This window comes from Trueperella pecoris (genome assembly GCF_014926385.1).
GTDB classification, from domain to species: domain Bacteria; phylum Actinomycetota; class Actinomycetes; order Actinomycetales; family Actinomycetaceae; genus Trueperella; species Trueperella pecoris.
In genome coordinates, this window is record NZ_CP053291.1 from 1,781,453 (window position 1) to 1,793,975 (window position 12,523).

Annotated in this window: 6 protein-coding genes; 1 reads left to right on the top strand and 5 read right to left on the bottom strand. The window is 59.4% G+C overall.

Annotated features, from left to right (window positions below; all coding sequences use genetic code 11):
* Window positions 1-29: 29 nt before the first annotated feature.
* Window positions 30-752: an ABC transporter ATP-binding protein gene (locus tag HLG82_RS08235; protein ID WP_193326366.1), complete on the bottom strand. Its 723-nt coding sequence runs from the start codon at window positions 750-752 to the stop codon at window positions 30-32.
* Window positions 749-1,594: a class I SAM-dependent methyltransferase gene (locus tag HLG82_RS08240; RefSeq protein ID WP_193326367.1), complete on the bottom strand. Its 846-nt coding sequence runs from the start codon at window positions 1,592-1,594 to the stop codon at window positions 749-751. The genes HLG82_RS08235 and HLG82_RS08240 overlap by 4 nt, the downstream gene beginning before the upstream one ends.
* A gap of 727 nt (window positions 1,595-2,321) precedes the next feature.
* On the opposite strand from HLG82_RS08240, the gene HLG82_RS08245 reads away from it, so the two are divergent.
* The gene (locus HLG82_RS08245; protein ID WP_193326368.1) at window positions 2,322-3,317 is read left to right on the top strand and encodes an IS30 family transposase; all 996 of its coding nucleotides are present in this window, start codon (window positions 2,322-2,324) and stop codon (window positions 3,315-3,317) included.
* A 159-nt stretch (window positions 3,318-3,476) separates the two neighbouring features.
* Here the strand turns inward: HLG82_RS08245 and HLG82_RS08250 are convergent, their stop codons facing one another.
* The 3 genes from HLG82_RS08250 to HLG82_RS08260 form a co-directional block, all read right to left on the bottom strand.
* Entirely contained in the window at window positions 3,477-4,586 is a 1,110-nt protein-coding gene (locus HLG82_RS08250) for a hypothetical protein (RefSeq protein ID WP_193326369.1), read from the bottom strand.
* Between the two features lie 360 nt (window positions 4,587-4,946).
* Entirely contained in the window at window positions 4,947-9,560 is a 4,614-nt protein-coding gene (locus tag HLG82_RS08255) for a glycoside hydrolase family 2 TIM barrel-domain containing protein (protein ID WP_193326370.1), read from the bottom strand.
* A gap of 147 nt (window positions 9,561-9,707) precedes the next feature.
* Window positions 9,708-12,458 carry a glycoside hydrolase family 20 protein gene (locus HLG82_RS08260; RefSeq protein ID WP_193326371.1) on the bottom strand — a complete coding sequence of 917 codons (2,751 nt, stop codon included), beginning with the start codon at window positions 12,456-12,458 and terminating at the stop codon, window positions 9,708-9,710.
* Between the last annotated feature and the right edge of the window lie 65 nt (window positions 12,459-12,523).

Sequence of the window (12,523 nt, forward strand, 5' to 3'; positions counted from 1 at the left end):
CTTTCTGTCGTTGTGAGGTTTGGTAGCGGTCAGACGCGGTCGTGGACAGTCCACGTTCCCGGCGGGCCGTCGAGCCAGAGGCGGCGGGTGGAGATCGCGTCCAGCTCGCGACTATCGTGGCTGACCCACAGGGTGGGCAGGTTGGCGTCGGCAATCACGCTGAGGAAGGTGTTCCGGAGGTCGGCGGCGAGAGCAGGATCGAGGCCGGTCAGTGGCTCGTCGACGAGGAGGAGCGCCGGGGAACTCGCCATCGCGCGGGCAAGCGAGACGCGCTGGCGCATTCCGCCCGACATCTGGTCCGGGTACAGATCCATAGCATCTGCCAGCCCGACCACCTCGAGCCAGTAATCCGCCCGCTCCCCCGACGCGCGCCCCAGCGCGAGACTCACGTTCTCTCGCGCTGTGCGCCACGGCAGGAGGCGGGGTTCTTGAAACACCATGGTCGGGTGCCCGTCAGGGATCTCCACACGCCCGGCGTCCGGCGCGTTCAGGCCGGCGATCGTGCGCAGGAGCGTGGTCTTTCCACACCCCGACGGCCCCGCGACACCCAGCACCTCCCCTGGCGACACATCGAACGAGAGTCCCTCGACCAATGTCAGTCCACGACGCCGTAGGGTCACCTCGCGTACCCGCACCCCGGGGTCGGCGAGTCGAGGTGCGGCGGATGCGGCGGGTGCGGAAGCCGTGGGGCCGGCGATGCCCGGCCGGTCGCCCGTCGTGACCGCGGGAGGCGAGCTTGCCAACGCCGTCATCGACGTGGCTTTCGGGCCACGATCGCCACCGCGTGCAAGTGTTCCTGGTTATCACGGAAAGCTTGACGCATGGCTCGGATCCGAGTGCGGGCGGCCGGGTTGCGGCGCACATTAATGAAGAATCGAAAGGCGCGAAGCAGGCCCTCGTCGGCGATAATGCGCCGCGGTTCGAGAAGCAGCATGGGGTTAGTCAGGCGCGTTTCTACCTCGAATCCGCACTCTTCCAGCATCTGGCACCAGCCCTGGAGCGTCAGCGGCCGGGCACCGACTTTGATGAGGCGCGACATCGTTTGACATAGCTCATTCATCACGGCTTGCGGGCAATCGTCGGGCCGGAATCCAAGTTCCTGAATTGCGTAGCGCCCGCCGGGGGCCAAGAGGCGGAAGGCCTCAGCCATGATCGCGCGCTTATCCTCCATGCTTTGCATCGTCAGCATCGCTTCACCGACGACGAGGTCGGCGCTTTCGTTGTCGAGCCCCGTGGCCTTGGCATCCGCGTGCACGATCCGTGCCTGGGGTTGGCTCTCAATCAGGGCGGTGAGTGTCTGAGGAGTATCTAGGTTAAGCTCCACGCCGGTGTATTGTGCCGGCTGGGCAGCGAGCAAAATCTCTGCCGTCTTGCCAGGGCCGGGGCCAAATTCAACAATTCGGTCTGTTGCCGTGGGAGCTGCCGCGGCGAGTAGACGCCGGCTGAGTTCAAGGCCGCCTGGCCTCAAAACCCGCTTGCCGAGCTTGGCGAGAAGCCAGTGTCCGGGCTTGCGGAGTTCGTCGGGTTCGGCACTGGCGGTTGAGGACGGCTCGGGCGCGGCAGCGTTTTGATCATCGTGGGTGCGTACAGACACAGAACATACTCCTTAGGTTAGGCTCGCCTAACCATTTATATTCAATTTTCCGCAACCCCGCTCGGGAATAAAGTCCCGGCAGCTACCCCGAGGAGCTCCAACTCGGAAACCACGCCTTCCGCGCTAAGCCCAGCGCCTGCACCCGGTGCCCAACCGGCCACCCGCAGTATCCTCACCCGGCACCCCGCCCCGTTGCCCGCCCAGCCACCCCGCCCCGTTGCCCGCCCAGCCACCCCGCGCACCATTAAGCTGATCGCCACTGTAGTAATCTGGCGGGTAGGTTCCAGGGGTCAATGCACTACTTTTTGGAGTGTGTTGAATGGTTGGTAGATCGCCGATTCGGCCTTATTCGCAGTCGTTTCGTGATCATGCGGTGGCCTTGGTTGCTTCTGGACGTTCGTGTGCAAGTGTTGCTCGTGAGTTGAAGGTTAATTGTCACTCGGTTCAGGTCTGGGCTCGTGGGGCGGGTTTAGTGTTGGTCCGTGGGCAGGGTGGGCCGGCGCAGGCTCGTGCGGCTGCTAGGGTACGGGTGTGGCAGTTGACGGCTGAGGGCTTGCCGGTTGCCGAGATCGCGAAACGGGTTGGTCATAGTCCGAACTGGGTTCGTGGGAAACAGGCTATGTTGGGGCCTATGGTTGAAGTTTTGCAACGGGGCCGTGTTGGTGGGGCCACGGTCGTGGCCAGTGTTGACCGGGTTGGTAATGGCAGGGTTGGTCGAGGCCGGCGTATGACGCTTGAAGAGCGCGTGGCGATCGGGTTGGGGTTAGCTGATGGTAAGTCGGCTCGGCAGATCGCTTTAAGTTTGGGGCGTAGTCCGTCATCGGTGACGCGTGAGATTAATCGTGGTGCTTTTCCTGATGGTTCTTATGATGCTCGCTGGGCTCATCAGTGCGCTCATCAGCGTCGTTCTCGTCCTAAGCCGGGCAAGCTTACTACCCATGTGGCGCTGCGTCAGAAGGTGGTTGAGCTGTTAAATAAGCGTTATTCTCCCCAGCAAATCAGTGTTCGTTTGCGTCATGATTATGGAGATGATCGGCAGATGCGTGTGTCTCATGAAACGATTTATCAGGCTTTGTATGTTCACGGGGGTGGGGCATTACGGCAAGAGCTTAAACGGGAGAAAGGACTGCGTTCGGGTCGTCAACGGCGTATTGCTCGTTCTGCTCTTGCTGGCACTCCCGGGCGCGGGCGTAAGACGTGGGTCGAGGGCGCTTCAATCGATTTGCGCCCCCACGAGGTCGATGGGCGCCTGACGCCAGGTCACTGGGAAGGAGATTTAATTATCGGTGGTGGTAAGGGCAAGCACACAGCGCTGATCACCCTAGTCGAGCGCTCTTCACGGTTTTTGCTGATCGCTCGTCTTGGGGTGAGCCATGATTCACCGACCGTGATTGAGAAACTGACCCAGATGGTTCAGACCTTGCCCAGTAAGGCCTTCTCCTCGATCACCTGGGATCAAGGTAGTGAGATGGCGCAGGTAGCCCAGTTCAAGGTCGATACCAATATCAAGGTCTACTTCGCTGACCCGCATAGCCCGTGGCAGCGTCCGTCGAATGAACGCCTGAATCGTGATATTCGTGAATACTTCCCCAAGGGAACTAACTTCGCTGACATCACCGACGAGGAAGTCGCTTTCGTCCAAGACGAACTCAACGACCGAGCCCGAGTTGTCTTGAACGGAATGACCCCACGTGAGACACTGGCCGAGTTGTTAAAAAAATGATGCATCGACCCCCTGAATCTCCCGCGCAGGTTACTACAGCGGCGATCAGCTTAGTGCGGCTTGAAGCGGGCGGACGGAGCAGTCCGCACGCGCTTTCTTTTCAGCCTAGGCGACCATCAGCAAGGAAAGTCAGCCGCGGGCCACTCCACCACCAATGCACTATTCGCATCCCAAGATCTTGCACATAGCCCCTTTAGCCCTAGCCTTTCTCTGTTCCAAACTTTCACCCGATACCAGCCACGACTCCTCACCCACCGTCAAATTCCCGAAGGTCAAAGAGGCCTTCTGGGTTGATGACATCATGAAAATACGCTTGCCCCACTCCGAATCCATATAAAGCTGTCTAATCGCTTGCACTCCGCGCCCCCTGCATTCCTGATCGCACACATAATCCTGGAAGACGCGCAGTGACTTCGGCGACCTAAAAACGATCGCCCGATCTTCGGTATCAACATAAATTGCGTAAAGCAGCTTGAGAGTTTCTTGGACCGATGGCAATTCTTCTAAACGACTCCAAATCTTGTCCATGTACGGATCCCCTCCACTATCAGATTGATAGGGAATCATGTCGACATGGAAAAGAGAATCGCTCGCCCTCACCCCCTCTCTTTCTTTCTCAGCCGAGAAATTATGAATCAGGTAGTTTGGATCTTCTTTCAGCGGATTGTAGTTGTTGAGATAGTATCCACCGTCCCCCGGAAGCCATTGAGTACCTGGGTCCCACGGAACAACAGGAGCACCTCCCTTGAGGTGGGCAAGGTGTGCTTCCATCCGCCCCTTGATGCGCCCCCACGCGCTCCCATCCTTCCAAACAGATGGATCATACGCTGGATTGTTGAGAACCACGACAATCTTGGCGTTCTCCAGGCGCCCGTAATACGGCTGCGGGAGCATGGGTACAGGCTGCTCCCCATCGAACGCTTGGTATTCTTTGGAGTCCTCATCATTTGCTTCGACATAAGGATTCTTTAGACCGTATACAAACTGCTTCATATTTTGCCAGTGCTTTTCGGTGAACTTAAGGACTCTTGGAGGATTCTCACCCCGAAATGCCTTTAGATCATCAGGATGCACAAGGTACTCGAGCAAGTCATCGAGCTTCTCATAACCCGTCCCCCCACGCCAACCCTTGAGCTCGTTTGCAAGACCCTCGTAGCTCGTAATGCCGCCCGGTTTTCCTTCACCGTCGAAAGCTTTTGCGTATCGCCCCCAAAAAGCGTCATACTGCTTCCACACACGATTCGCCTCGCCGACCACTTTCTTTCCCATATCTCCCGCCCCTTTAATTCCGAGGTAACACAAAGGCCGTTGTCTCCAGAAATGCGTCTCTGCATTCCCTCTCCAGCCAAATCGGCTAGAGTGTTTTGAGTCTATATTGGCCATCTCGGACGGACACCGGTTTTAGTATTTAACCTATATATTCCTTATTTAGCCTGAGCACTCGAAGAGACTGGACAAATCACAAGTCAGCATCGCACGCCATAAAGCAGTGTGGGCTTGCCCGGCACCCCGCCCAGGTGCCCGCGCACTCACCGGCCACCCGCGCACCATTAAGCTGATCGCCGCTGTAGTAACCTGGCGTGGGTTACTACAGCGGCGATCAGCTTAATGCGGTTTCAAGCTCAGCCGCTATGAGTCGCGGCGAGCCGACCTGCGCACGATCATCGTTCCCGCGAGCGTGGCGAAGACCGCGAAAAGGATCAGTGCCATGCTCTCAGCACCGGTGCGTGACAGTTTTCCAGACGTATTCGGCGCCTTCCCGCCCGAACCCGTGGCAGGGCCGGAGTCCTTTGACTTGTCCTTCTGGCCCGGAGCGCCGGCAACGCCGTCATTCGACTTTGGCTTGGTTACCGTCAGCTTCACCACCGACGAGTCCTTACCTGCAAGGGCAAACACGTGGTGCTCTCCGAGGGCGGTCTTCGACGTCGTCTTCACCTCGAACTCCAACTGACCATCAGCTGCCACCTTGGCGACGCCGAGATCAACCGGTGCCGAGTAGAGGTAAACGTGAGCGTCCTTGCCTGCCGGAAGGCCCTTGAAGGTGGCCGTCACAGACTTGCCTTGCTCGACTGTGTACGATCCTGTGACCGTCTCAGTTCCGTCGGCAATCACCTTGAGCAAGGATTCGGAATCCGCGTAAGGTGTCCGATCCTTGACGTCAGGCTGGCCGGGCTTGTCGCCCGGCGTGGTGGGCTCCTCGCCCGGCGTCGTCGGCGGATCCTCAGGCTCGGGCTTCCAGCCTTCGAGGACGATGGCCAGAGTCTTCGTCGTCTTGTGATCCTCCGACTGGACGATCACGTGCGCGACGCCCTTGTAGGCGCCCACGATCGTCACCGCCGCGTTGTCGGCGGCCGTGGCGGTCAGTTCCTTGACCTCGCCATCCTTCACCTTGTACTCGTCCTTGTCGAGCGCATCCTGCGGAAGGGCAGTCCCATTGAGCTTGACCTCGGTGAGCTTCGCGGTGGCGTTCGGGGCATCCACCGACTGCATGATGCCCTTGAGCAACACCTCCGAAATACCCGTGACCGGCTTGATCTCCTCCGGCTTGGCTGCCTTCGCCTCGGGGTTGTTTTGCACGCCGATCATCACGAAGGTGCCGCCCACGGGCTCGTTGAGCTTGTACGTGTAGGGCTTGACCTTCACGCCGGAACCCATGTCCTGCTCCTCGCCCATCGTTTCGGTGGTCTTGACCTCACGCCAGTCCTCGCCGGCGTCGTCGCGAACGAAGAACTTGGTGTCATTGGCGCGCGGGAAACGGGCCGACCAATTGTCCTGATAGAACCACACCTCGAACTCGCCGAACTTCTGCTGGGTCGCGTAGGTGAAGGTGATCTCGGAGGTGTCCTTCTTGGTCTTCTGCGTGTAGGCGTAGTTGGTCCACACGTTGGGGTTCTTATCCCCGGAGACCGGTGGTGCCGCCGTCTTGCCGTCCTTGATGGCGTCTAGCGTGTCGGACTGCTGGTCTTCCGGAATCGACTGGCTCACGCTCGCCGACGGCGCCAAGTTCTCACCAATCGCTGTGTTAGCCTTCTGGACGCGGATCGTGGCCGTCACCGGGTACTTATCGCCGAAGATAGTCGAGGTGCCGGCGAACTTCACATTACCTGGCTCGCCCCACGTGCCCTCAGGTTCACCCCACGTGACGGGGAAAGACGTACTGAGGATCGTGCCGTCGGGCATGACCACCGGACGCGCCTCCGGAGGAGTCACCTTCGCCCCAACCGGGGTGGTGGCCGAGTAGTTAAGCACAGCGCCGACGCCGTCGATGACCGTCACGTTGATACTCACCTTGTCACCCTTGGCCGTTTGGCCGCCGACGACGAAGCTGCCCGCCGTGGCGTACTGCTCCTTGGCGATGGGCGCCCACTCGACGCCGGTCATGCTGGCAGCGCCCGAGGCGTCGAAGGCCTCGATCTTGGCGGGTAGCACGGGCTCGTTGCCCGTCTTGACGTAGATGTTACGCGGGTAGGAGTAGTGATCCACGCCCGAGGCGGAGGACGAGTCGTTGCCGTCCGCCGTCTGGACCGTCACGCTTTGGGCTTCCATTCCCTCGGCGGTGGCGGTGATGGTGAAAGATCCGCTCTTGTTGGTGGACTTGGCGATGCCCAGCACCTTGCCCGAGAACGCCTTGCGGGTGGCTGAACCGTAGTTCGTGTGGTCGGTCTGCGAACCGTTGTCGCTGCCCATGAAGACGCCCTCGCCGCTGACCTTGAAGGTCACCTCGGTGTCGGCGTTGGGTACGGGCACGCCCTTGGCGTCTGTGATGGTCACGTCCACGTAGGCGAGGTCGGAGCCGTCGGCGTTGATCTTGCTGCGATCCACGCTGACCTGGAGCTTGGCCGCCTTGCCGGCGGTCTGGACCTTGTTACGCCCGACGGTCTTGTCGATCGGCTTGCCGGCGGCGTCGTAGGCGACGGCCTCAAGCGTGCCGTCAGCGTAGGGCACGTCCCACTTCATGTAGAGGTTTTCGTGAGATTCCTTGCCGTCGACCACTTTGTAGGTGTAGCCGGCCTTCGTGGTCTTCTCCACGAACTTCTTCTCGCCGATTTCCTTCTTGGTCCCGCCAGTCGGTGTGAAGAAAAGCTTCACGCTCGGCGCATCAGAATACACCACCACCGGCACGTTCTTGGTGCGCGAATCCTTATACACGACGTCCTCGTTCCATGCGGGGAGCATGTGCAAGGTGGTGACGTCGTCGTTCCACTGGCTCTGGTAGAAGTAATAGGAATCCTTGGGGAACCCGGCGGTGTCGATGATGCCGAAGTAGGAGCTCTTCGGCGCGGTCGGCCAGTCGCCGGACTCGGCGTAGTTCCACTGGCCCTGGCCGTTCCAGTTGGTCGGCTCGCCGATGTAGTCGAAGCCGGTCCAGACGAACTCGCCCGCAACATAATCGCGGGTGACGACGTCGTACCACGCGTGCGACGCCACGGCGCCCCACCCCACGACAGATTTGTCGTAGGAGGTCAGGCGCTTATCGGCGGGCTTTCCTCCGGTGATGCGGTCGTATACTCCGCGACTGTTGACGGCCGACGCCGTCTCGGAGCCGTACAGCTTCCACTGCGGGTGCGCTTGGTGAATGTCGTCGTAGGTGGTGTCCTTGTCACCACGCACGTAGTTCAGGCCGACGATGCCGCCATCCTTATGGAGCGAATCCATAAGGTCCTGGGCCGACCGCGCGCCGCTCTTGAGTTGATTGTCGCCGCGGGTGACCGGGCGGTTTTCGTCCAGCGCCTTCGTCCATTTAATGAGGTTCGCCTGCTGAGCGGTGTAGTTGCTCATGTCGCCCTTGCTCGTGCCCTCGCCGATCTCGTTGCCGATCGACCACATGATCACCGACGGGGCGTTGATGTCACGTCGCACGGTGGCCTCGAGATCGAAACGGGCCCACGTGCTGTCTTGCGCAACGTTCTCAAGCCCGGGGTTGTCCTCCGCACTCTGGCGAACCGGCTTCTCAAAGAAGCGGGCGTAATCGTTATAGTTACCGTTCTTGGGGTGCTGGAAGCCGTCGAAAAACTCCTCGATAATGAGCATGCCCTTCTCATCGGCAAGGTCGATGAGGTCACGCGAGGCCGGATTGTGGGTGACTCGAATCGCGTTTGCACCCATCTCCTTCAGGATCTTGATTTGTCGAGCGATCGCCGCCCGGTAGGCACGAGCGCCGAGGGCGCCCTGATCGTGGTGCATCGAGACACCCTTGAGCTTCATCTTCTCGCCGTTCAGCGAGAATCCCTCATTTGCGTCGAAGCCGATTTTGCGCAAGCCGGTCTTCACCGACGTCGTGTCGATGGTCTGCCCGTCCCCACCTGTGATCGTGGTCGTCACCAGGTAGCGCTGCGGGTCCTTCAGGCTCCACAGCTTGACGTTGTTGACCTCGAAGGAGGCGTTGTTCGACGTGGACGAGTTCGCTTCAATGGTCACCTCCTGCGCAAGGCTCTTGCCGTACTCGGTACCCCCATCGAGGGAGGTCACCTTGTGGCTGACCTTCACCGTGGCCGGCGTGTCAGTCTCGTTGACGAGCCTCGAGCTGACGTCCAGATCCATGGTGCCAGCCTTGGGCGTGGGAGCGACGACCTTGACGCCGTCGTGGGCGATATGCACCGGGTTGGTGACGACGAGGTCCACGTTACGGTAGATGCCCGAGCCCGAATACCAGCGGCTCGACGGCGTCTGGTGATTGACGCGCACGGCGAGCACGTTCGTCTCCCCCACCGTCACGTACTTCGTGATGTCCACCGAGAAAGGGGTGTAGCCGTAGGGATGATTGGCGACCTTGTGGCCGTTCACGTAGATCGTGGCATCCATGTAGATGCCGTCAAAGTTAATGTTGATCTGCTTACCCCGGAAATCCTCCGACAGGGCAAGATTCTTGCGATACCAGCCGACTCCGCCAAGTAGAAATCCGCTCTCAGCTTCGCCCGACTTTTGGAAATCCTGGTGGATGGAATAGTCGTGAGGCAGATCGAGGGTCTTCCACGATGCGTCGACATAGTCCTTCGCCTGGGCCCCCGGCTGCTCGCCGAACTTAAACTTCCATCCCCAATTGAGGCTTTGCGTGCGCACGGAGGCGTCAAGCGCGGTCGCGTAGACAACTTCAGGCGGTGACGCCATCTGGGTTGATGTGGTCAATTCTGAATATTCCTCTGTTGCAGTTGCCGCAGGAAGCGGGCCTAACGCCGTCAACGCTAACGCCAGCGCACTGGTGATCGCGCCGTTCCTCCATCTGGGCGCGTAGTGGTTACGCATATGTCCTCATTTCGCCTTTGAAATATAAATCGGAGCTTGAAAAATTGTGTGGTGTCGACTCTGGGTGAAGCCGACCCTGGGGGGAAGTCGAAGACCGGGTGAGGCCGACGAGCCACTGGGACGATGACGTCCCAGCGGCTACGTCTTTTATTCACTCATCGCGGACGAATCGCGGCGCATCCGCATCACTGCGCCCGCGCCGAGGAGTCCGAGGGCCACGAGACCCAGGACTGCCACCGAGCTTCCGGTATTAGATAGGAATGAGGTGGCAGGGCCCTTAGCCGGTAGCTGCGTGAGAGCTTTGACCGGCGTCGTAGGATCCGCAACCGGAACCTTCGGAGACGTGGGCGCAGGAACGCCCGCCTCACCGTTTCCCTTATCAGGAGCCTTACTCTCAACCGGCTCCTCGCCGTCCTCAATCTTAAGCTCGCTCTTAACCACGCTTGGAATACCCGGTTTGAAGGCATGAATGGCGGTGCTGACCAGCTCCGTCGTCACGTCCGAAGCCGCGTCTTCCTTGACAGTGCCGTCCCAGCTAAAAGCAATCGACTGTCCCGGCTCAAGAACGCCCGACCACCGGATGTTGCCCGCGTTGCCAAGCTCAGCATCTGCAACCTGCACCGGACTCCCGGCGACATACGCCTCAAGCTCGAAAAGGGAAATACCGTAGGGCTGTAAGGAGCGCGCAGTGCCAGTAAGCGTCATCTTCGTCACCGCCTTTTGGCTGATCTTATGTTCAACCCAGGTTGCATCCTTGCCCGCCGAGCCGGAATATGTGAGCTTATCTTCCGTATCGGCGCCCTGAGGATGGGAATATTTAACCGTGTATGCAGTGGCGTGGGCACCTTCCCATGCCAGTCGCAGTTTCACAAGGTCCTGCGGCTTTGCAAACTCGAGGGTAATGGATTCTCCATCCCGCCCACCAATGGACGACCAACGTGACTGCTTGTTGGTGGCATCGCCGTCGATCGCCTTATCGGCAGTGAAGTTCGTATTGGCTTCAACCGACGACGCCGTCGCCTTCGTACCTTCCGACTTCAGCGCGACGTTCTTCCCGGCCGCCGCCACGGGCTTGCCATCCGCACCCAGAAGCGTGACGGGAACATTGCCCGGCTCAGTGACGAGGTTCGTGGACAGCGCCGCAACCTTCACCGGCACGGCCTGGCTCGACGCGTTCTTCACCGAGGCGGTGTACGCAACGTCTTGACCCGGGGCGACAGTCTCACCCGAGGCCGGGGTAGACTCAAGCTTCGATTCGGTGGCGACGACGAGCTTGTCCAGATCCGCCGGGAGGACCGGAGCGTCGCCGACGGCCTTCATCGAGGCCTTGAACTGGTCAAATGTGCGCTCATCGCCCGAATACCAGACACGATCGGCAAAAGCCGTGTACGGGCCCTTTGTATTCTCTGCGACCTTATCCTGCGTGAACATACGAGGAGCGTCGGACCAGATGGCGAACGAAGCACCGCGCAGCCAATCGGGGTACGCGGTGGTTTCTCCACGCTTGACATTCTCAGTCGGCCAAGCCTGGCCCGTGTTCTTGTCAATGCTCGGGAAACGACCCGCGTGGAAACCGTTAAAGATCTTCTCCGCCGAGGGCTTGTCGTAGTAGGCCTTGTCCGGCTCGGCAAGCACCCAATACATGTAAGCGTCGTTGTAGTTGATGAGCTTGTAGCCCTTGTCGACAAAGGTCTTCACGGGTGCCATCGGAGCATCCCACTTGGTCCAATAATCGATCGTAATATCTTTGCTCAGCTCAACCTTCTGGTTGGAGTTGGACAGGTAGAACGCGTCATTCCAAACGCGAACATCATCCTTGTTGTGCTTGGTCTTAAGGTAGTTTGCCATCTCGTTGATGAAAGCAACAAAGCCATCCACAAATCGCTTGTCCTGGCCAAGCTTTGCCTTCACGCGCTCGGTCGTCTCGGGATACTTCCAGTCAGCATCCCTGAAGGGATGCACGTACTCGTCGGCACCAAGATGCCACTTGTTCGTATCAGGGAACAGAGGAGCGAATTCGTCGACCAAAGACTTCACGAATTCAACAGCTTCCGGCTTGGAGAAATCGAGTCCCTTCCTCGCCTCGTCGCTGTAGCCCTTCAGACGAAGCTCCGGGTGCTCCGACAGCGCCTGACGCATGTGACCCGGCATATCGAGCGCCGGAATAACTTCAACATGGTACTTCTTGGCCTCGGCGAGAATCTCCTTCAGCTGATCTTGCGTGATCACGCCGTCCTTCGACATCACTTCCGGATGCTGCTTGGATTCCAAACGAAACCCTTCGTTTTCGGAGAAGTGCAACTGAAGTGCGTTCAGCTTCCGGTAACTCATCTGATGAATCAGGTTGAGGATGTAGTCCTTGTCGTAATACTTACGAGCCATGTCCTGATGGAACGAGCGCTCGCCGACGTCGGCCCAGTCGCGCACGTTACCCGCTTGCACACCGCCAGCACTGGCGACCGACTGGACGACAGTCTGCTGGCCCCAGAACGCGCCGTCGACCGACTTGCCGGTGATCGTCAGCGCGTCCTTCGAAGACTTGATAACGTAGCCGTCTTTCTGGGGCACATCGAGATTGGCATCGACCTTGAGCTCGATATCGTCCGCGTCCACGACGCCACCGATCTCAACCTTCGGCCTGACATTTCCCTTGACCGCCAAATCCAGAGCAAGCTTCTCCGCATCAGCCTTCAACGTTTCAGGTGCGACGATCTTGGTCTCAGGTGTGAGCATCCACGCATCACCGCCGGCAGGCTCAAAATGCCGCACAGCAGGAATTACATCGTGGATTCCCCCACTCTGGATGGGCGCAGCAACTGCACCAGGAGCCGCAGCCAGCGTGGCAGTGGTGAGAACCATCGCCAGCGCGCCCCCTAAGAGTTTCCTATGGGTAGACATCGTTGTCCCTTCCGAGCTCGCCGCATTAAGGTGACATGCTTGAGCTCATCGATTTTCATGGAGAC